Genomic DNA, 20,096 nt, shown 5'->3' with positions numbered 1-20,096 from the left:
GTTTTTTGAACATTTACTAGAGCCAGATAAATAATGATGAAGATGTTTTATCGACGGCTGATTGCGGTCGGGTTTAGTTTTTTTGTGTCTACTGCAACGCTGGCTCAGGGCCCGGAGAGAGTTACCCTTTCTCTCGACAATGCCGATGTTCGCGACCTGATTAACTGGGCAGCGGATTTCACCGGAAAAAATATAATTGTCCACCCCAATGTAAAGGGAAAAGTCACCGTTGTTGCCGGTGACCCTATGACACATGACGAAGCCTTCGATGTTTTTATGTCGGTGCTTCAAGTAAATGGTTTCAGCCTGGTAGAGCAGGGTGGTACCTGGAAAGTGGTACCCGATGCCCTTGCCAAGCAGCAGGCGATTCCGGTTGCTGATGAAAATACCCGTGCGCCGGCCGAATCATTAGTCGTTCGTACTGTTCGAGTTGAGAATATCTCAGCTTCCCAGTTGATCGCTATGTTGCGCCCGCTGATTCCTCAGACTGGCCACCTGGCAGCTTATGCTGATACCAATACCCTGATTATTGCTGATCGTGCGGCGAATATTGACCAGATTGTTCTCTTGGTAAAACAGCTCGATCGTGCAGGTGCCATTGACATTGAAGTGGTTCCACTGATGTTTGCTTCCGCCAAAGAAGTGAAGCAAATTCTCAATGACTTGTTGCAGGCGTCTGGTGGCAAGGGCGCTGGCCGGGAAGTTCAACCGTTGCGAATCGCAGTGGACGAGCGTTCCAATAGCGTTCTTTTGACTGGTGACCCAGTAACACGCCAGCAGATCAGAACCGTTATTGCCCGCTTGGACCAGCCGCTGGATGGTGATGGCAATACGGCTGTGGTTTATGTTCAGTATGCCAATGCCGCCGACCTGAAACCAATTCTGGAAGGCATGAGCGGTAGTATTCAGAATACAGAAAAAGACCAGCAGGCTGCGAACGTTGAAGTCAGCATTCAGGTCAACGAATCCCTCAATGCGCTGGTTCTCACCGCGCCCCCGGCACTACTGGAAACAATGAAAGGCGTGATCGCACGCCTGGATGTACGTCGTGCTCAGGTGCTGATTGAGGCCATTATTGTCGAGGTTAAAGAGGATACCAATAATAACCTTGGTATCAGCTGGATCACGGGTGATGAAAACCTTGTTGCCGGCTGGAACAACCTACCGGCTGAAGACGGAGATGGGAATATCAATCCGTTCTCCCTTCCTTTCACGAGTATCACTGGCGCGAATGCATTACATTTAGGCTATTTGAGTGGAAGTGATATCCGAGTTGCAGTGAATGCGCTTGCCACTGCAGGCAATACCAATATTCTGTCTACGCCGACCATTATGGCTTTGGATAACGAAGAGGCTGAAATCCTCGTCGGGCAGAATGTACCCTTTATTACTGGTGAGCAATTGTTGTCCGGTAGCAATGACGACCCTTTCACCACTATTCAGCGGGAAGATATTGGTACCACCCTCAAAGTCACTCCACGTGTAAATAACAATAACTCGGTAACTTTGGAAATTGAGCAGAAGGTTGAAAACCTGCTTTCCGCTGCAGCTGATGCCGCTGTGGGTGCCTCGGACATCGTTACTAGTAAACGTGAAATTCGCACCAAGGTATTGATTGATGATGGTGCGATTTTGGTTTTGGGTGGGCTGATAGAAGATAATGTTACTGACTCCGTGCAGAAAGTGCCTCTATTGGGGGATATTCCAGGAATAGGGCGTCTGTTCCGAAACAATACCAAGAAAGTCGTAAAAACTAATTTGATGGTGTTCCTGAAGCCCAAGATCCTGAGCACCCAGTTGGCTGGCTATGAAGAAACCCGCAAACGCTACATGGATATGCAGCAGAAGCAGATCTTCTTGAAAGACAGAACGAGCCTGCTGTGGGATTGGCACCGCGGTGATGCGCTACCTGACCTGATGCCGCCAACAGGAACTTATAACGAAAGCCCAGCGCCGGTAGATGGTTCTATCAATGCCGTTGACAACCTGGAAGACGCCCTAGAGGGAGTACCTGGCGAGGTTGAAGTGTTGGATGGTGAGGTTGAGGTGCTGGAGGTAGAAGAATCTAAATGACGGTTGATACAGGAACAGGGACTCCAGCAATTCGTCGCCTTCCATATGCTTTCGCTAAGCGCCATAAGGTCCTGCTACTGGAGCAGGAGGGGCGCCCGCTGTGCCAATACGTTGCACCGCTGAGCCCCTCTGCGATTGCCGAGGTGCAACGTATCAATGGTGGTGCGGTAAGCCTGGAGTCGGTGGAAGATGAAATTTTCCAGGTAGCCTTGCAGCGCCTCTACGAAAACCGTGAGGGGGGCAACCTCTCCGAAGTCGAGGGGCTGGGTGATGACTTGGATTTGGCCGCAGTTGTAGATTCGCTGCCGGAAACAGAAGATCTACTCGAGCAGGAAGACGATGCGCCCATCGTTAAGCTGATCAATGCGATTTTTGCGGAGTCCCTGAAACAGGGGGCTTCGGATATTCACATTGAGACCTTTGAAAAACGCTTGATTGTGCGTTTTAGGGTAGACGGTGTGCTGCGCGAGGTGTTGCAGCCTCGGCGCGCCCTGGCTCCGCTATTGGTGTCCCGTATCAAGGTAATGGCCAAGCTGGATATCGCTGAAAAGCGTATTCCGCAGGATGGCCGTATTTCGCTGCTGATGGCCGGGCGTGAAGTCGATGTACGTGTTTCCACCATGCCGTCCTCGGCCGGTGAACGGGTGGTGATGCGTCTGCTGGACAAGCAGGCGGGTAAAATGGACTTGTCCAAACTTGGCATGTCCGAGCGGGACCACAATGTCATGACTGAGCTATTGGCTCACCCCCACGGCATTATTCTGGTTACGGGCCCGACGGGCTCAGGTAAAACGACCACCCTCTATGCCGGCCTCGGCAGCATTAACAGCCGCGAAAAAAATATCCTGACAGTGGAAGACCCGGTCGAATACAACCTGGAAGGGGTTGGACAGACCCAGGTCAACACCAAGGCAGATATGACTTTTGCACGGGGCTTGCGCGCAATTTTGCGTCAGGACCCGGATGTGGTGATGATTGGTGAGATTCGAGATCTTGAAACTATGCAGATCGCCATCCAGGCGAGTTTGACTGGTCACTTGGTACTCTCAACCCTGCATACCAATACTGCACTTGGTGCTGTTACCCGTCTGATGGATATGGGCATCGAACCTTTCTTGCTGTCCTCCAGTTTGATTGGAGTTCTGGCACAGCGCCTGGTCAGGGTGCTTTGCCCTACCTGTAAGCAGCCCCATGTTCCCGATGAAGGGGAGAGGCTAGTGCTCGGCGTCGCTCCCGCTGAGGATGCTCTCATCTACCGCCCCAATGGTTGTGATGAATGTAACCATAGCGGCTATGTGGGCCGAATCGGTATTTATGAGTTGGTGCCGCTCAATGAAATCATGCGCCAGCTGATCCACGATCGAGCCTCCGAGAGCAAGCTGGTGGCAGAAGCACGTAAATTGGGGCCGAGTATCCGTGATGACGGTATTGCCAAGGTCCTGGCCGGCAGGACTTCCCTTGAAGAAGTCATGCGGGTAACCCAGGAGTCTTAATCGTGGCAGCGTTTGAGTACACAGCCCTCGCGGCATCCGGTCGAAAAAGCAAGGGAACCCTAGAGGCCGATAGTGCCCGTTCGGCGCGGCAGCAATTGCGTGCTAAAGGCATGGTGCCTCTGGATGTTACCCCTGCCGCCGAGCAATCTGAGAAGAGTGCTGGCGGTTTTATGTCCGGAAGTCCCGGGCTCAGCATTAAAAATCTGGCCCTGCTTACCCGCCAAATTGCCACTTTGTTGCGCGCCGGTATTCCGTTGGAGGAGACCCTAGGGGCAATTGCCAACCAGACTCGCAACCAGAAAATCCGGCGGGTAGTGCTGGCGGTGCGCGGAAAGATTTTGGAGGGCCACAGTTTTGCCCAGGCCCTTGGGTGTTTCCCCAAGGCTTTCCCCAAGCTCTACCGGGCTACCGTGGAGGCCGGTGAGCACTCCGGACACTTGGATGCGGTGCTGGAACGTTTGGGAGATTACACCGAGGGGCAGCAGCAGTTTCGTCAGAAAGTGCAATTGGCACTTATTTACCCCATGGTATTGGTCTTTATCTGTGTCCTCGTGGTTACTGGCCTGATGGTTTATGTGGTGCCGGATGTCATTGAGGTCTTCACCGGCACCGGACAAATTTTGCCGCTGCCCACTCGGATACTGGTCTCAATGAGTGACTTTATTGCCGCCTGGGGCTGGCTGGTGCCTCCAGCGCTAGGGGCCATTATTGCGGGTGTGGTCATTATGCTGCGCCGCCCGGCGATCAAATATAAGTTTCACCATCGCCTATTGGACCTGCCGGTAATTGGTTGGATGGTTCGCGGTGCGCAGAGTGCCCGTTATGTGGGAACCTTGGCAATCCTTACCGGTAGTAGTGTCCCACTGGTGCAGGCAATGGGTATTGCTCGCGGGGTAATGACCAATGAGTTCTTAAAGGATCGTCTGGAAACTGCACAGAAGACGGTACGTGAGGGCGGTAGTTTGCACCGAGCCATGGAAGATATTGGGTATTTCCCGCCAATGATGATCTACATGATCGCCAGTGGTGAGTCTTCTGGCACCCTGGACGAAATGCTGCAGAGGGCTGCGGAGTCCCAGGAGCAAGACCTTCAGGGGGCGGTGACTGCTTTTGTGAGCTTGTTCGAACCGCTGATGTTGCTTGTTATGGCCGCTATCGTACTATTTATCGTGATGGCCATCATGATGCCAATTATGAGCATGAACGAACTGGCTATGTAGAGTTCAAAGTAGTGAAGTCCACAGAATCAGGATGCAGGTTATTTAGGAGGGGAAGATGAAATCCTTACTAAACAGCCGTGGCTTTACCCTACGCGAGGCCTCAAGGGTACTTATTGGACTCGGCTTAGTAGGGGTGCTCGGCTTCTTACTGCTTTGAGAGTGTAGATAGATCTCTTTTTACAAAAACTGAATATTTTTAAATTGGGGCCACGATTCCCTTCGTGGCCCTGGGGGTTCCCAGCTTTCAGCTGAACTTGGAGAAAAAAATGCGAAACCTACGCAGAAGTGGTGGCTTCACCTTGATTGAAGTCATGGTGGTGATTGTGATCCTCGGTGTTCTCGGCGCCATGGTGGTTCCCAGTGTTTTGGGCAAAACTGGTGAAGCCCGTATGAAGGCCGCTCGCGTTGACCTTCGTGCTATCGAGACTGCCCTCGACATGTACCGCATGGACAACTTTGTTTACCCAAGTTCTGACCAGGGTCTGGAAGCTCTAGTTTCCCGTCCCTCCGGTTTTCCCGAAGCTAAAAACTGGACTGAACCTTACTTAAAGAAAGCACCCAAGGACCCTTGGGGTAATCACTACCAGTACATCAGCCCCGGCAGTGCCGGCGCATTTGATCTGTTCTCCCTGGGTGCGGATGGTAAGCCTGGTGGAGAGGGTGAAGCCGCCGATATTTTTGCTGCTGACCTGTAACTCGGTTCAATCAGCAATCGATGTATAGGCGATCAGCCCGCAGTAGGCTCAAGCGTAATCAGGGTTTCACGCTGGTCGAGATTCTGGTGGTGATTGTTATCATCGCCAGCTTGGCTGGCATGGCCATGATGTCCCTGGGCAGTTCCGGGGTGCGTGTTTGGGAAGGGGAGACTCAACGTCTCTCCGCCTTGTTGCAGCTTGTCGCGGACCGTGCCCTAATTGATAAAGCTCATTACGGCGTAGTGCTTGAACCCGAGTCTTATACGGTAGTGCGATTTGATCCCACTTCAATGACTTGGCAGGCTCCCGATGTGGCTGCTGCCGGTCGACGCAGCCAGCGATTTGCGGCTCATGAGCTTCCCACTATCGTTCGTTTGGAGGTGCTTGAAGAGGCGGAACTGCCTTCCACCCAATCCACAGAGTTTGCTGAAGAGCAGAGCGATGAGGAGAAGATCAAGCCGCAGTTTGTCGCTTTATCGAGTGGTGAAGTTCTCCCGATCAAACTAGCCGTTTTTCTGGTCGAGGATGGTGACTTCTCTCGTGGCGCGACAATTTCTTACAGCAGCCTCTATGGCTTGCAGCTAGAGTGGCAAGCCGATGACCTTTAAACGCAATTCCCTGGCCCGACAGGGCGGTTTTACCCTGGTTGAGGTTTTGATCGCCCTGGTCATCTTTGGGGTTATTGCCGCCAGCGTATTGCGCACTATGCAGAGCAGCGTGCAGCGCCAAAGAGTTATGGAGGAGCGGCTCGCAGCTAACTGGGTCGCTCAACAGGTACTCTCGCAAATTAGGGTACAAACTCCCTGGCCTCCGATTGGTGAGAAAAAAGAGGAAATGTCCTTTGCGGAGAGAGACTGGGAAGTGACCGCAAAGGTAGAGGCAACCAGCGAAGAGCGCCTTCGCCATATCGTGATTCAAGTGGGTTACCCCGATGCCGAAAACCCAACTTTGACACTGGATGCCTGGGCGGCGCAGGAGTAGCTTCTATGCAGATTTCTCCAATAAAGGGCCAGTCAGGCTTTACTCTGGTTGAAGTGCTCGTCGTACTGGTGCTGGTGGCGATTATCAGTGTTGGTTCGTTTTCCCTTCTAGAAGTTTTCCATAATTCCGACAGTGTTGTTGAGCGTCGTGCAGAAGAGTTGCGCCGTTTTTCCATGGCTCTCTATCGTCTGGAGGAGGACCTGCGCCAGGTAACAGCGCGACCGATTAAAAATGCCTATACGGGCTATGAACCTGCTTTGCGCGGTGATCAGGACGAATTCGAATTTACCCGCCTTGGGGCGGCAAACCTTATTGGTGAGCCCCGGGGTGAACTTCAGCGGCTGGGTTACAGTATCGGCTACCCAGAAGACGATGAGAGAAGCAGCTCCTTTACTGATGAGGAAGATCCTGGGGCTTTGTTATTGCGCAGTCGCTGGCAAGTTTTAGACCGAGGCCCTGATTCCGAGCCAATTGTTGAACCTCTGCTCGCCGGTGTGGAGAGCCTGACTTTACAGTATTTTGACCCTAGCTCAGATGCCTGGGTTGCCCAATGGCCGCCAGCCGGTACTACAGCATCTACTACCAGTGCAGATAGCCGCCTGCCAAAGGCTATCGAGTTCGTGTTAATGACCCGTCAGTACGGTGAAATACGCCGCGTATTCTCCTTTTCAACTGTAGAGTTCAGTCCTCCTGGAGCTAATTCCGGCAACGGTGGTAATGGAGGTGGGAACAACTCTGGAGGTGGGAACAACTCAGACGACGGCAATTCAGGTCGGGATAATTCCGGCGGAGGTGGTAACGATGAGCGGCTCTAAGTCGATAAAGACTTTTCGCCGCCAGCGGGGCGTGGCTTTAATTACCGTTTTACTTGTAATGGTGATTGCAATTGCCCTGGTCTCGCACGCCATTACCCGCGATCAGATTTCCATCACCCGAAGCGGTGCTCTTTTGGCCAATTCGCAATTAGCCGAGTTTGTCGCTGGGGCTGAGGCCTGGAGTAGGGTGGCGCTTCTCAAGGATTACGAAGAGGATAAAGACGCTGCCCAACCTGCCGATCACGCTCTTGAGGCCTGGGCAGCACCGGCGTTGCAGTTCAATCCTGATAACGGAAAAATACGCATAAATATCAAAGACTTAAACTCTTGCTTTAATGTAAATAATCTTGTCGATAGCGGTAACGGCACCGATCAGTTTGATATTTTTCGCCGGCTGGTGAGCAATGTCACAGGAAAATCAGAGTTAGCCGGGACTATTGCCGACTGGATGGATGACAACGACACACCGCGTTCTTCAGCAACCGAGGATGATGGCTATCTCGGTAGGGATCTTGCCCATCGCACCCCAGATACCTTAATCAGTGATATATCGGAACTGTCTTCTGTACAGGGTATGGAGCCGGAAGACTGGCAGAAGCTGGCTCCATTCCTGTGTGCGCTGCCGGAGACTGGAAGCAAGATCAATATCAATCTGGCTTCTCAGGAGCTTTTGGAAGCGGTGGACCCCTCTGCTAGCGTGAGTAAGTTGCTGCTGTTCCGAGAGTCTGGCGGCATCCTTAGCCAGTCGGGGGATCTGTCCTCTCATGGCTTCAACAACACCAACCAGTTTGTGTTTCATAGCCAGCACTTTCTGGCGCGTATTGCTGTCCAACTGGGAGATAGTGAAGACTACCGCCAGTATTGGGAGACGTCTCTATGGCTCGATGAGGCCGGGGACGGTGAAGTCAAAGTTGTACAGCGCCAGCGGCGCACTTTTTCTGGTGCAATGATGCAGGAATTACTCGACTACAAGGCACCGTAGCGAGTCTAGATAGTAGATAGCCAATAAGATTGTATGTTTAAAAAGAAAAGCGTAAATGAAATCGGCATGCCTGCAGTGCCACCCAAGCCAGCTTTGGTCTTGCTGCGGCTCTCTGAAACTGGCGCCGGTGGGCTCACCTTACATCAGTGGGAGAATGGCTCTTGGTGTGAAGCTGCTCTGGATGATGAATTCCTTTCAGCCTTCAATCCAGAGTTTGAGGCATCGGCTGTACCCGACATCCAGCCAGCGTTGAACTTGCCAGAGGGCAGCAAGGCGCTGCTACTTCTGCCTGGTAACTGGGTTTGGAGTGGCGTTGAATCTATCCCCAAAGCAGCTAGACGTCAGGCCAACGCTATTGGCTATATGGTCGAAGAGCAGCTTGCGGAGGATGTAGAAGATCTGCATTTTGTCTGTGTGCCTCGCAATGGTGATATCTGTAGCATTTACGCGATTTCCAAAGACAAGATGGAAATTTTGCACAGCCAGGTGGAGCGACTCGGCTGGCCTTTGACTGCGGCATTACCAGAATATTTACTATTGGATCTACTCGATATTGACCTCTCCCTTTGGTTGGATGGAGAGCAGGCTCATTTTTGGCAGTCGACGGGGCAGGGATTGTCGATCCGCCGCGAATACCTCCAGCCTCTGTTAGGCTCCCTTCTTGGCGTAGATAATGCTTCTGAAGAAGGTGCTGATGAGGAGGAAGGGGAAGAGGGCAAAGAACTCCTGTTACTGGGTGGCGGTGAAGAGGACGGTCTTGTTGTTGCCGAGCTGGAATCACTTTTTGCCGATCGCCTACAAGTCAATCAGCGCCCACCTGAAGAAGTTTTTCTTGAGCGTTATAAGCCCGGCAAACTTAGTAATTTGCTCAGTGGCGATTATCAACTAGCCAGCGGCAAAACTGAGTCGGTATGGTGGCTAAAGCCGGCCAAAGTAGCCGCCTTCTGTTTTGCCGCACAACTTCTGTTTTTTGTCGGTGCTGGGGCCTACTACCACTGGCAGGCTGAGCAGGCAGAAGAGCAGGCTAGAGCCATGTTCACAGAGATGTTCCCCAATGTACGTCCCTCGGCCCAGATGCGTAGGCAGCTAAATGGCTTCTTAAAAAATGCGGGGAATCAGGGCGGCGCCTTTACCACCCATATGCAGCAGCTCAGTAAGGTGTGGACTCAACAGCGAGGTAAAGAGTTGCAACTTCAATCACTTCGCTTTGATGGCCAGCGCGGTGAAATGGTATTGCAGCTTAAGGCACAGAACCTCTCAGATTTGGACACTTTTGTCAGCAAGCTGTCTGGCAATGGTTTGCGTGCAGATTTACTTGGTGCCAATGAGTTGAAGAAGGGCGTATCCGGGCGGGTGCGTGTGCGCTAGAGGCGCAAGGTATAAGGCGAAAGAATTCGGTATTTAAAGCAGAATGAAAGAACAAATCGAGCAGTGGAAACAGAAGTGGCAGGCGATGTCACCCAGTGATCAACGCGCCTTGAGCATCCTTAGTCTTTTTGCCGGGGCGCTTTTTATTGTCTATGGCCTTTACAGTCCGGCCAAAGGTTTTTTCGATGAGTCTCGCGCGCGAGCAGAGGAGTCACAGGAGCTGGTTCAGTGGATGGAGTCCCAGCGACCCGTGCTCTCCCGTGTTAAACCCAATGGTGGGGGCGGCCAGGCTTCCGGCACTTTGTTGCAGCGGGTAACTAATGCGGCCAAGCAAAACCGGGTCACGATTAAACGATTTGAGCCCGAAGGGGAAAATCGTATTCGTCTATGGGTTGAGGAGGTGCGCTATCAGGATCTTCAGCCATGGTTAAACCAGTTGATGAAAGAACAATTGGGTGTTCGCACCATCAACCTTGATGCCTTGCCGGAGCAGGGTATGGTTTCCGCTCGCCTGACTATTGAGGGCTAAAGGAGCCCTATCATTTTCTATAGAATTTGGAGAAGTCCGGATAAGATTAGGCTTCTCCTTATCAATCCATATGTGTTCTGCAGATCACAAGCTCTTTACAATTATGTGCTCCTCCTTGCCCTGTAGCTGCATTTCTTTTTTACATCTTTTCAATAAACCCTAATTTAGCCAGAATTGTCGCCAAAAGCCCTATACTGAAGATGGGAAGTGGAAAAAGGTGCCACTATGCTTTTTAAAGATGTAACCACCAAGCACTTGGTTGAGGTGGCAGATGTTGTCACACTCTCGAATCCCTATGAGCTCACGGTAGTTGGCCGCTATCTGTGGGGGGAAGAGGTACAAGATCCAGAAGTTTTCGATAAAACAGACTTATGTTTTCTGTCTGGTGAGCCACTACCAAGATGTTGGCACGATAGCCGCTATCGTGAGAAGGAAGTGCGTCGTTTGCGCTGTGGAACCCACGCGCAGGAAGATGGTGACTATTATCAGGGTGCTTGAACTGCCAGTCATGTTAATGGGTGAGCTGACCGACTGTATTCGGCCAAGTCTTACCTGTAGCTGTTAAGCGCTGTACAATGCGCGCCAATTTTTACAAGCGAAGATTTGCATGACTTTTGAGCAGTTTGAAGAGTATTCCCTGTGGTTGGGAATTGGCGCACTAATCTTATTTATGGTGTTTATCGTCTGGAACCTGGCCAAGGATTCTAAAGCGGGTAGGTTTGGCACCTTTATCCTGTTTCTGGCACTCGGTCTTGGACTGCTCGGCTTTATTATAAAAACAGTACTGGTTGAAGTACTTGGGATAGGCTAGGGACCTCTATGTCACCGGATACCCAATGCTCCAGGGAAGGTCGCTATGACATTATTTGATCGCCCTGAACTCAAGGTGCAGAAGGATCGGCGTATTTGCCGAGCCACCGATATGCGTATCGCCAAATATAGTCGGCGAGGCATGGTGCTCTCATTCTGTGCATTTTTGATCGCAGCCACCATCGGTGATATGCGCCTGGAAGCTCCGCGCTTATTGCTGATTCTAGGGGCTGGGTTAGTGGTTCTCACGCTGATCCGCGGTTACTACGTTTTTCGTTTTGGTCATTTGTATAGTTCGGGACCCAATCGCTGGCGTAATCATTACTTTTTTGTATCGATTCTTGGCTCTATCTGGTGGGGCCTGACTTTATTCTATTTTGTTTACTATATGGGCTTTGCCCCAGAGACCCACTTTCTGTGGATCTATACCGTCATCTTTTGCTCCAGCGTGACTACGGTATTCTCGCCTTATCACCGTTTTCTCACTTGGTTTACGGTTACTTCTCTACTGCCAGCGGCATTGATGGCTCTTTTCTCTGGCATGATCCTCGGCACTATTTACGGGACGCTCACTCTGGCCTTTATCTGGCTGACCGCTCACCAGGGGCGGCGAGAGTCGGAGAATTATTGGGAACGTCTGTCGGCTATGCAGGAGTTGCAGCAGCGTGCGAGCAGCCTGGCTGCAGCACGAAAGCACTCTGAAGCGGCCGTTGAATTGACGAATGAATTTATTGTTAATATTGGTCAGGAATTCCGCAGCCAGCTTTCTGATGCCTTGGGGGCCTTGTCTCTTTTGGAGGCAGAACCGCTCAGCGAGCGTCAAAAAGAGTGGGTGGGGCTGGCCAAAAATGCCAGCAGCCAACAGCTTAAGCTAGTGGACAATGTGGGGCTCTTTACCCGCGTTGCTCGCAAAGATATCCGTATGCGCCAGGGGCCATTTAACCTGGTCAAAACCATTGAAAAGTCCTTCAAGTTCGCTGCGCGAGCAGCCCATAGTCAGTCTTTGGAATTTAACTTTCAGATTGATGACAGCCTGCCGGTGATGGTCACTGGCGATAATCGCAAAACAGCTCAGTTGATTCGCAATCTGGTGGATTCGGCTACGGGTATTGCCCAACGGGGAGAGCTTTGGGGCGAAGTGAGTTTTACCCCGATCACCTCTGTAGAAGGGCAGTTGAATATTACTCTGAAAGATGACGGCCGCGGTGAAATCCTGCCCGATGAGAGCGAGCTGTTTGGTGCTTTTTCCAGAATGGATACCAATCAGGTAACTACAGGTTTAGGGCTGTCTATCGCCAAGGGTCTGGCGGAAGCTATGGGGGGGTATCTACAACTGCACTCCAATCAAGACGGTAACCGCTACCAGGTCGTAGTCAAATTTACTATTGAACCTAATCAGCGTACCTACTTAACCCCGGACCGCCGTTTGCAGGATAGTGAGGTTTTACTGATACACCAAAAGGGCCTGTTTATTTCCGGCTTGATGCAGATGCTGCGCTCCTTTGGTATGGACGTAAAGTCCCAGCGCTGGTGTGAAGGTTGCGAGTGTGAAGTACAGCAGCTCCTTCAGCAGGCTTTGGAGCGAGGGCAACTGATCATGTTGGTGCCCGCCATGGGCGATGAGATACTCTTTGAATCAGTTACACCATTCTTTGAAAAGACTCATGCTGAGGACCGTGATTGCCCATTGATATGCCTGGGCGGCTTTGGTCAAAAGTCCTCTTTTGCGGAATTGCAAAGACTCGTACCTTCAGCTCTCTACCTGGGACGACCGGTAACCCGTAAGGAGTTACACGATACTCTGGTGGAGAGAATCTTTGGCGGCGCCAAGCGAACTACTCGGCGTGTAGTAAAAGGTGGTGCCGACCAGCCGCGGCAATATTCCTTGCTGTTGGTGGAGGACTCCCGTCCACATCAGTGGGTAACGGAAGAGATGTTGCAGGCACTCGGTTACCAGGTGGATATCGCCAGCAATGGAGAGGAGGCCTTGCTGCGTTTATCAGAGGGGCATTACGACCTGGCCCTGGTAGATTGTCAGCAAAATACCGATCACAGTGCCGAGATAATCGAGATACTGCGCCGATGGGAAACAGAGCACAGGCCTGATGATCGATTACCAATCGTTGCTTTAACCAGTACCACAGAAGAACAATTCGAAGGGCGTTGTTTAGCGGCAGGAATGGATGATTATCTAACCAAGCCCCTGAGCAAGGATCTGTTACGGGAAACCTTGGCCCGTTGGTTGGGTAGCGCCTAGAGTTGCTGAACTAGGATTATTTAATAATTGGATAATAGAAAGCCGCGGCAATTGCCGCGGCTTTCTTATGGTTAGAATTCGTAGCGTACGCCTATACGAGCGCTCCAATAAGATGGTTCAGCAACCCGTGTCTGGCCTGATGGCTCTAAGAATTTATTGAATACGTAGCGGCCTTGATCATCGATATCAGCCTCTACAGCGGCCTGATAGCGCGGGAAGTCTCCTTCATACATCACGCCCCAATCATCGTTAATCAAGTTCCCCAGATTTTCTACGATAAAGTAGGCGTTGATCCTGTCATCCGCGCGCCAACCGGGTAATTCCTGGTCAATTCGTAGGTCGAACTTGGTCCACCAATCACTATAGATTTCATTTCGCTCCATAATCTGACCGCGATCAAGATCTTCAGAATCAACAAAAGCGAAAAAGGCTTCGGTATCGAAGTCTTCAGCAAATACTACATTTGCGTCATCGCTACCGGTTGGGATGTACAGTAGGCTGCGGCCGGAGCCTGCATCGCCAAATAAGCCGCCGCCAAAGGTATAGCTATAGGGTAGCCCTTCATTTGCACTGCCAAACAAGGTAAAGCGCGTTTCATAGCCTGCAAAAAACTCGTGAGCGTAGTCCATTTTGAGAGTGAAGCGGTGGGGCACTACATAGTTGGAGGTAGCGGCCCCCGGATTCTCAGCATCGATAGTTGCAATTTTGGTGTAGTTAGACCAAGCCACAGAACTGGTCATTGGATTCACATCCTCGGCTTCTGTGTAGGCATAGCCCAAGGCTACATTGAGACCAAAGTCGAAGGATTTGCTTAGACCCAGGGATAGAACGCTGGAAAAACCGGAATCTCCTTTTACGTTAGTGAGCATAAAGTCTCCGCTACGACCATTGGCGCTTTCATAAATTGGGCGCCCATCCACAGCAGTATCCACTTGTTGCAGGGATATATTGCGGACAATGGCAGCATCTCTATAGTCGCTATAGAGGTAGTCAGCAGAAAGCAAATAGCCGGATTCAAACTCGTAACTAGCGCCGATGGCATACTTCCAAACTGAAGGGATTTCGAAATCCGGGTCCATTAGATTGACGCCACCGGATCTTCCCTCTCCATTGGCAACCTGGTCATATAGATTTTGCGGTATGTCATAGATGGGGCGGCCACTGCCAGTCCAGTCCATATCGAAGAGCGGGGTTCCACTACTATCGGTGGTTTCTATCTGCAATACCCCGTTGTTGGAATAATTGTTGGAAATCCAAACGTTGGGATTGCCACCAGAATATAGGCCCAGGCCACCGTGTAGCTCCAGGCTGTCATTGACATTCCAGTTTAGACCGAGACGTGGCTGTAAAAGGTCTATGCCATCCATATTATGCTGGTTACTGAAACCGTACGTTTCTGTGATATCCAGATTCTTCACCGGCCTATCGTCGCTGCTGTAGCGGTCATAGCGCAAGCCTGCTACGACTGTGAGATCAACTTCGGCAAAAGTGTATTCATCCTGCAGGTAGAAAGTATCGATGTCATAAGCAAACTCTGCTGCAGCATCCAAGGGATTATTGGTGAAGGCAGCATTTTCATAGATAATTTTGCTGGCAACGCCGTTTTCAAAATCTTCGATGCTAGCAAACCGGTACTCCCCCTGTGCTTCCTGAATAAACAGGTTAAATACATCGAAACTTTCATGTTCGTAGCCGGCGGTGAGATTGTGCTCACCCAGCAATAAGCGCCCGGCGAGTTTTATGCTCAGATTATCGTAACTCAGCTTATTGGCATGGCGGGAGTCATCAGATCCCAAGTAAACCGTTGCGCTCTTTAGGCCTTCTTCGTCCTTACTGGTGACCTGGACTTCACCAAATTCAGTACCACCGAGAGAGAGTTGCCAGTTATCCAACTCTGAATAACCGATCTTCATTTCTGTAGAAAAGATATCGCTCCAATCGGAAAACAGCTGAACAATATAAGAATTCAGTTCGGCACCGCGCTCATAATAATGATTGGATAGCTCTAGCTCATTGTAGTCGTCGTCGGATTCGGCAATAGAGTAGCCATCGTTGTAGTTATAGGTAAGAGAGGCTCGATGATTATCGCTGATATTCCAGTCTAGCTTGATCAGCAATTTCTCATCTTCTTCTGGCAGGCTTGAGGGGAGTCCGCCAGGGTTATAATCGTAGACATCATTCGCGATGCGCACGATTTCCTGCAGCTGCTCCTGAGATACGCCCTCAACCTCAGAGGGAGAATTACTGCCTGTTGGTCCCCGGTCAAAAGTAGCGACACCTTCTAGCTTTTCGTAAGCGGTGAAGAAGAACAGTTTGTCCTGGATAATGGCTCCACCTAAGGTAGCGTTGTAGCGCTTTTCATCAAAACTGGCTACAGGGAAGTCTTCACCCTCAAGAGAGTCTCCACGGAAACCATCATCGGTATAGTCATAAAAGAATGAACCATGCCACTCATTGCTGCCGGATTTGGTCACTGCATTGATGTTACAGGCGCTGAATCCGCCGTACTGCACATCGAATGGAGCCAGCTCTACAGCAACTTGCTCGATTGCATCGTATGAGAAGGGCATGCGCTCTGTTGGATAGCCATTGCTATTCAAGCCAAAGTTGTCATTCATGCGCACCCCGTCAACAGTAAGGCTGTTGAAGCGCGGGTTGGCGCCAGTACATTGAATAGAGTCATAGCTGGCTTCGTCGATGTAAACTCGTGGGTCCAGACGTAGCAAGTCCTTGATATCGCGGTTTACTGCGGGTGCACTGGCTAAGTCATCGCTATTGAAGTGAGATGCCGGGCCTACCGCCAGTCGGGAAGTAGTGATAGCTTGGCCAAGCACGCTGACTTCCTCAAGGTTACTTGTGTCGAGGGATATCATCAGGGGCAGGGTATCGCCTACTGAGAGATAAATATCTTCAAAGGTACGATCCCCCTGTTCGGTTTCAATTGTGACGGTATAAGGGCCTCCTACACGCAAACCACTGAGATTAAACTGTCCTGATTCTCCTACCTCGGCCACTCGCCGACTATTAGATGGCGCGTGCACTACAGTAATTTTTGCATCGCTGATGGCTTCGCCTGCGCTACCAGTAATAGAGCCGCGAATGGCTGCGGCAGTTTCCTGAGCGTAAGAGATATGTGTTGAACCAATCGCGGAGATAATCGCGGCGGATAAGCACATGCGCCGGAAGATAGAAGGTTTCATAACTAAATCCTGGTCTTTAAGTGGGCCAACAGCGTGGCTTTGAGAGAACTGGTTGTAATCGGCTCCCGAGACTCATCCCCAGGTCTCGGCCAGAGTGCTTTTTAGCGGGTGAAATTGAAGGGCTGGTTAACGATTTGTTGCAATTTTGTAACAGGTTCGTGAGATGGCATTGATGCATACCAATTTGTCACAAATGTTTATTAAGCTTGCCGCAAATTTCTGCAGTGGATGATTGAGATGATTAACCTAAAAAAAATAATTTGTATAAATATTCTATTTGTTGGGCTGCTCAGCACCTTAAAAGCCCATGCTTGGGGAGATGATGGCCATAGAGTGGTTGGAGAAATCGCTTGGTATTATTTGGCACCTAATGTAGCCGCAGAAGTTGAATTGTTACTTGATGAGGTTGGGGAACCACATCTGGCAGAGTCAGCCACCTGGGCGGATCGTATTCGTTCCAACGAGCAATATAATTGGGCAGCGCCCATGCACTATATCAATCTATCCCGTGACTGGAACCGCTATGATGCGGAGAGGGATTGCCCTCCAACAGGGTGTATTGTCAAAGCCATTCAGCAGTTTGAAGAAGTTCTTGCAGATCGCACCCGGTCAGGGACAGAGCGTGCCGAGGCCTTAATGTTTATTGCGCACTTTGTAGGGGATCTTCATCAGCCGCTGCATACAGGTCTTTATTCGGATCGTGGTGGCAACGATGTATTCGTGCACTTTTATGGAGAGGAGACCAATTTACACGCTCTTTGGGATATCCATCTTGTCTCAAGAGTGGTTACCGATTGGCAGGGTTATGCAAAAGAACAGACAGAAAAAATTGGTGCAGTCCAGAGCCAGCTTTGGCAGTCTACAGATGCAACAGACTGGGCAAAGGAGTCCCATCAGTTGGCTCATAAACTGGCATATACCAATGAAACTCAATTGGGGGAAAAGTACTTCTTGCGCTGCAGGGATTCCTTAGAAATGCGTCTACAGCAAGGTGGTGTGCGCTTAGCTGCCGTACTTAACAAAGTTTTGGGTGGAAGATCATTGAAGATGGTCGATCGATAATTAATCTAGTGGTTTTATTGTGGTGTTAGCCTCCACGAAATAAGGGAAACTAGCATCCATCGCTCATTGCGTGAAGGAGTTTTCCTAAATACCGGCTTAAGGATGGTAGATTCTAAATAATGCAATTCGAGCTCTTTTGACAATTAAAGTGCCCGTCCAAGCCCGAATTGCTTCTAAAAACTGGACATTAGTTTAGAGCTACTTCTCCTTGAGCATGTGAGTGCAAAAGCAACTGTTTGGAAGTATTTGAAGACATGCTATCTCCCAAGCTCAACCTGGAAGAACTCCCAGGCTAACTGATTATCTGAAGCGGACAGGTTACGATTTGCGTTCGCCATCACATATTTTCCGTGGGCTGTTTTCAAAGTGATTTTGTCATTTTGATTCAAACAGGCCCATCCGTTGGAATGGTTGTAAAGGACAAATTTCTCCCAGCCTAAAAGCACACTGGCTCTTACATCGACATTATGGTTGTTATGTGGAGTGGCACGTAAGTAATGACCGTTATGGGCGCGCAGTGAAACCGTGTCACCACTCTGAATACAGCGGTGATCCACCCACTGCTGGGTGTTCCCTTTTTGCTCCAGCGCAAGAGTAAAAGTCTCCCATTCTGCAGCCGCAGCAGGCATATTTTTTGCCTCATCGTTACCACCGTAGACAGCCTGAATGCGTGTGTTGTGGTGGGTATTAAGCAGGGAAGCTGTATGTGCCCTCGCATAAGTGGATGAATAGGCGGCAGCGTGATTGGTCCAACTTAATGTTGCCGTAATGGGGTTGTGATCACTAATGCTCTGGTGGACTTCATCATACCGGTTGGTAGAGAAGCTAATTTGCGAGTTGCCGCGAAAAGCAATATGGTCAACTCCCTTACAGGGTCCCTTTACATCGTTAATATTCGTATTACCTGCGGCATAACTTACCTGGCTACAGGACCAGGTTAAGCCCAACTCGGAAGCCCAGCGCCCCAACTCCGACTGATTAGGACCTGGCTGCCAGCCGCCGTTGTCAATCCATGCATTAAAGTCGCCCATTACAATCACTGGATATCCGGCCGAATTTTGTTGAATAAAATGTTTAAGCTGGTTGAACTGGCCTGTTTTCTCCTGGCCGTTACTGGTGTCCATGTGAGTATTGTAAAAGTGTACTTTTAGGTCCTTGGCTAGCTGAACTTCAGTGAAGGTGAAGCCTTTTTCCGTCTCACAATCGGGACTTGAGCCATTTGCGATAAAGTCTGAGTAGGTACCCTTACAGCTTGAATACTCAACATGCAGCTGCCTTCCATTAATAGGGTGTTTGCTGATAGTGCTTAAACCATCGCCAAAACTGAAGACTCCGCCCTGGAAATGGTCACTTCGATAAGGATATTCTGTTTGGCTAAGGGGAGACATCACCGCGTAATTTCTGACCCAGTTTTCCTGGAGTCCGACAATATCGTAGGCCTGTCCGGCAATATAGGTGGATGAAAATAGAGATGCCTGGCTATCAGAAATACCCCGTAAACCTTCAGGAAAGCCCTTTATGTTGGCTGCCATTACTCTAATTTGGCCACTTTGCCCAGCCAAGCTTCCCGGCCTGCTATAGGCTTGATTGCCCACAGTGCCGGTAAAACCTACTTGAGTGCTGGAACTAACCAGAATATCCCATATTTCTGACAAAGTTATTGCTGAAGCAGAAGCGCTTAGGCCCAGGCTTCCGACGATAAGAGCTGATCTTAATAGTTTGTTTTTCATTTTATTGTTATCCGTTATTTGAGTTGTACGATTTTATTGTTCTATAAATGGTGTGTCTCGGATATCGTCTATTGGTTGTGCGTGGTAAAGGGAACGATTTTTAATTAATTATGAGGCCTCCTTAAATGACTAATTTTACTAACAATATTTAAGAGCTTTTTATTTGGCGTCTACCGAACGGATAAAAGACTTCAGTAATAGATACTAATTGTCATTTCATCAATAAGTAAGATAGAAAGAGCTTTAGCGGGCTATGGCCAAAATAAAAGGTTGGGCAAGCGTACTAGAAAGCAATTGTCGGAATAATAAAGGATTGGTGATATGAGTGGATACTGGATTAGTAAATTTTAAAATCAATAATAGACTGGGCAGTTCCGCTTGTTGTCTTAGCTGCCAGCCTGATTAACAATGGTTGCAGTTTAAGTACACAACGCCCACCTCAGGCTCCAGAGCCTGGGAAATATTAACAATAATGTAGTAGGTGTACATACATGGAACTGATAGGACCTCACCGGAGCCTAAGGCTCTTCTGCGCCCCTCTTATTGTGGCTTTACTGACGAGTGGTTGCTCGGAATTTAACGACAGTAGCCCTAAAAACCGTTTGGCCTTAGCCCAACAAGCGCTGACTTTGGCGCCCGCTGATCCAGAAATTGCTGAAATTTATCAGCGAACCTGTCGCAGCTGTCACAGCACTGGGGTCAGCGCTGCGCCACTCACTGGGGACATTGCCGGCTGGGAACCGCGTCTCGACAAGGGAATGGATGTGTTGGTTGAAAACGCGATTAATGGTTTCCAGGGGATGCCGCCACTGGGTCTTTGTTTCGAGTGCTCACCGGAGCAGTTTGAACAGTTAATTGCCTTTATGGCCTCTGCGGAGTAA

Annotated in this window: 17 protein-coding genes; 15 read left to right on the top strand and 2 right to left on the bottom strand. The window is 50.1% G+C overall.

Annotated elements, in window-relative coordinates; translation table 11 throughout:
* Positions 1–33: 33 nt before the first annotated feature.
* From gspD to ACJJI0_RS05140, 13 genes are all read left to right on the top strand, one after another.
* On the top strand, positions 34–2,073 hold the full coding sequence (gene gspD, locus ACJJI0_RS05200) for a type II secretion system secretin GspD (protein ID WP_252085841.1): 2,040 nt from the start codon (positions 34–36) through the stop codon (positions 2,071–2,073).
* Complete coding sequence (gspE, locus tag ACJJI0_RS05195; protein ID WP_444884974.1) at positions 2,070–3,566, top strand: type II secretion system ATPase GspE; 1,497 nt, start codon at positions 2,070–2,072, stop codon at positions 3,564–3,566. Before gspD ends, gspE begins: the two co-directional genes overlap by 4 nt.
* Before the next feature lie 2 nt (positions 3,567–3,568).
* On the top strand, positions 3,569–4,786 hold the full coding sequence (gspF, locus tag ACJJI0_RS05190) for a type II secretion system inner membrane protein GspF (RefSeq protein WP_252085843.1): 1,218 nt from the start codon (positions 3,569–3,571) through the stop codon (positions 4,784–4,786).
* A 266-nt stretch (positions 4,787–5,052) separates the two neighbouring features.
* Complete coding sequence (gene gspG / locus ACJJI0_RS05185; RefSeq protein WP_252085844.1) at positions 5,053–5,481, top strand: type II secretion system major pseudopilin GspG; 429 nt, start codon at positions 5,053–5,055, stop codon at positions 5,479–5,481.
* Positions 5,482–5,501: 20 nt separating this feature from the next.
* Positions 5,502–6,089 carry a prepilin-type N-terminal cleavage/methylation domain-containing protein gene (locus tag ACJJI0_RS05180; protein ID WP_444884973.1) on the top strand — a complete coding sequence of 196 codons (588 nt, stop codon included), beginning with the start codon at positions 5,502–5,504 and terminating at the stop codon, positions 6,087–6,089.
* Positions 6,079–6,462, top strand: a complete 384-nt coding sequence (gene gspI / locus ACJJI0_RS05175) for a type II secretion system minor pseudopilin GspI (protein WP_252085846.1) — start codon at positions 6,079–6,081, stop codon at positions 6,460–6,462. The genes ACJJI0_RS05180 and gspI overlap by 11 nt, the downstream gene beginning before the upstream one ends.
* Positions 6,463–6,467: 5 nt before the next feature.
* The gene (gspJ, locus tag ACJJI0_RS05170) at positions 6,468–7,277 is read left to right on the top strand and encodes a type II secretion system minor pseudopilin GspJ (protein WP_444884972.1); all 810 of its coding nucleotides are present in this window, start codon (positions 6,468–6,470) and stop codon (positions 7,275–7,277) included.
* Positions 7,264–8,259 carry a type II secretion system minor pseudopilin GspK gene (gene gspK, locus ACJJI0_RS05165; RefSeq protein ID WP_444884971.1) on the top strand — a complete coding sequence of 332 codons (996 nt, stop codon included), beginning with the start codon at positions 7,264–7,266 and terminating at the stop codon, positions 8,257–8,259. Before gspJ ends, gspK begins: the two co-directional genes overlap by 14 nt.
* Positions 8,260–8,292: 33 nt before the next feature.
* Complete coding sequence (gspL, locus tag ACJJI0_RS05160) at positions 8,293–9,627, top strand: type II secretion system protein GspL (RefSeq protein WP_444884970.1); 1,335 nt, start codon at positions 8,293–8,295, stop codon at positions 9,625–9,627.
* A gap of 43 nt (positions 9,628–9,670) precedes the next feature.
* The gene (locus tag ACJJI0_RS05155; RefSeq protein ID WP_444884969.1) at positions 9,671–10,156 is read left to right on the top strand and encodes a type II secretion system protein M; all 486 of its coding nucleotides are present in this window, start codon (positions 9,671–9,673) and stop codon (positions 10,154–10,156) included.
* A 225-nt stretch (positions 10,157–10,381) separates the two neighbouring features.
* Positions 10,382–10,654 carry an acetyltransferase gene (locus ACJJI0_RS05150; RefSeq protein ID WP_252085851.1) on the top strand — a complete coding sequence of 91 codons (273 nt, stop codon included), beginning with the start codon at positions 10,382–10,384 and terminating at the stop codon, positions 10,652–10,654.
* Between the two features lie 109 nt (positions 10,655–10,763).
* Positions 10,764–10,967, top strand: a complete 204-nt coding sequence (locus tag ACJJI0_RS05145) for a DUF2788 domain-containing protein (RefSeq protein ID WP_252085852.1) — start codon at positions 10,764–10,766, stop codon at positions 10,965–10,967.
* 45 nt (positions 10,968–11,012) lie between these two features.
* Complete coding sequence (locus ACJJI0_RS05140) at positions 11,013–13,223, top strand: response regulator (RefSeq protein ID WP_252085853.1); 2,211 nt, start codon at positions 11,013–11,015, stop codon at positions 13,221–13,223.
* 71 nt (positions 13,224–13,294) lie between these two features.
* Here the strand turns inward: ACJJI0_RS05140 and ACJJI0_RS05135 are convergent, their stop codons facing one another.
* Complete coding sequence (locus tag ACJJI0_RS05135; RefSeq protein WP_444884968.1) at positions 13,295–16,423, bottom strand: TonB-dependent receptor; 3,129 nt, start codon at positions 16,421–16,423, stop codon at positions 13,295–13,297.
* A 237-nt stretch (positions 16,424–16,660) separates the two neighbouring features.
* Between ACJJI0_RS05135 and ACJJI0_RS05130 the strand changes: the two genes are divergently transcribed.
* Positions 16,661–17,485: a S1/P1 nuclease gene (locus ACJJI0_RS05130; protein ID WP_444884967.1), complete on the top strand. Its 825-nt coding sequence runs from the start codon at positions 16,661–16,663 to the stop codon at positions 17,483–17,485.
* Between the two features lie 257 nt (positions 17,486–17,742).
* Here the strand turns inward: ACJJI0_RS05130 and ACJJI0_RS05125 are convergent, their stop codons facing one another.
* Positions 17,743–19,215: an endonuclease/exonuclease/phosphatase family protein gene (locus tag ACJJI0_RS05125; RefSeq protein ID WP_444884966.1), complete on the bottom strand. Its 1,473-nt coding sequence runs from the start codon at positions 19,213–19,215 to the stop codon at positions 17,743–17,745.
* Between the two features lie 491 nt (positions 19,216–19,706).
* Between ACJJI0_RS05125 and ACJJI0_RS05120 the strand changes: the two genes are divergently transcribed.
* Positions 19,707–20,096 (top strand): c-type cytochrome, encoded by a 390-nt coding sequence (locus tag ACJJI0_RS05120; protein ID WP_444884965.1) that lies wholly within the window; start codon positions 19,707–19,709, stop codon positions 20,094–20,096.

The sequence above is a fragment of the Microbulbifer mixtoriginis (SeqCode) genome (assembly GCF_052466695.1).
Note: the sequence above shows the minus strand (reverse complement) of the source record. Positions and strands in the feature narration are given on the sequence as shown.

Bases quoted from the DNA above. Each gene is read 5' to 3' on its own strand.
- ACJJI0_RS05130 (WP_444884967.1), top strand. From the start codon at position 16,661: ATGATTAACCTAAAAAAAATAATTTGTATAAATATTCTATTTGTTGGG.
- gspL (WP_444884970.1), top strand. From the start codon at position 8,293: ATGTTTAAAAAGAAAAGCGTAAATGAAATCGGCATGCCTGCAGTGCCA.
- gspI (WP_252085846.1), top strand. From the start codon at position 6,079: ATGACCTTTAAACGCAATTCCCTGGCCCGACAGGGCGGTTTTACCCTG.
- ACJJI0_RS05135 (WP_444884968.1), bottom strand. From the start codon at position 16,423: ATGAAACCTTCTATCTTCCGGCGCATGTGCTTATCCGCCGCGATTATC.
- ACJJI0_RS05125 (WP_444884966.1), bottom strand. From the start codon at position 19,215: ATGAAAAACAAACTATTAAGATCAGCTCTTATCGTCGGAAGCCTGGGC.
- ACJJI0_RS05180 (WP_444884973.1), top strand. From the start codon at position 5,502: ATGTATAGGCGATCAGCCCGCAGTAGGCTCAAGCGTAATCAGGGTTTC.
- gspJ (WP_444884972.1), top strand. From the start codon at position 6,468: ATGCAGATTTCTCCAATAAAGGGCCAGTCAGGCTTTACTCTGGTTGAA.
- ACJJI0_RS05145 (WP_252085852.1), top strand. From the start codon at position 10,764: ATGACTTTTGAGCAGTTTGAAGAGTATTCCCTGTGGTTGGGAATTGGC.
- ACJJI0_RS05140 (WP_252085853.1), top strand. From the start codon at position 11,013: ATGACATTATTTGATCGCCCTGAACTCAAGGTGCAGAAGGATCGGCGT.
- ACJJI0_RS05120 (WP_444884965.1), top strand. From the start codon at position 19,707: ATGGAACTGATAGGACCTCACCGGAGCCTAAGGCTCTTCTGCGCCCCT.
- gspE (WP_444884974.1), top strand. From the start codon at position 2,070: ATGACGGTTGATACAGGAACAGGGACTCCAGCAATTCGTCGCCTTCCA.
- ACJJI0_RS05155 (WP_444884969.1), top strand. From the start codon at position 9,671: ATGAAAGAACAAATCGAGCAGTGGAAACAGAAGTGGCAGGCGATGTCA.
- gspD (WP_252085841.1), top strand. From the start codon at position 34: ATGATGAAGATGTTTTATCGACGGCTGATTGCGGTCGGGTTTAGTTTT.
- gspK (WP_444884971.1), top strand. From the start codon at position 7,264: ATGAGCGGCTCTAAGTCGATAAAGACTTTTCGCCGCCAGCGGGGCGTG.
- gspG (WP_252085844.1), top strand. From the start codon at position 5,053: ATGCGAAACCTACGCAGAAGTGGTGGCTTCACCTTGATTGAAGTCATG.
- ACJJI0_RS05150 (WP_252085851.1), top strand. From the start codon at position 10,382: ATGCTTTTTAAAGATGTAACCACCAAGCACTTGGTTGAGGTGGCAGAT.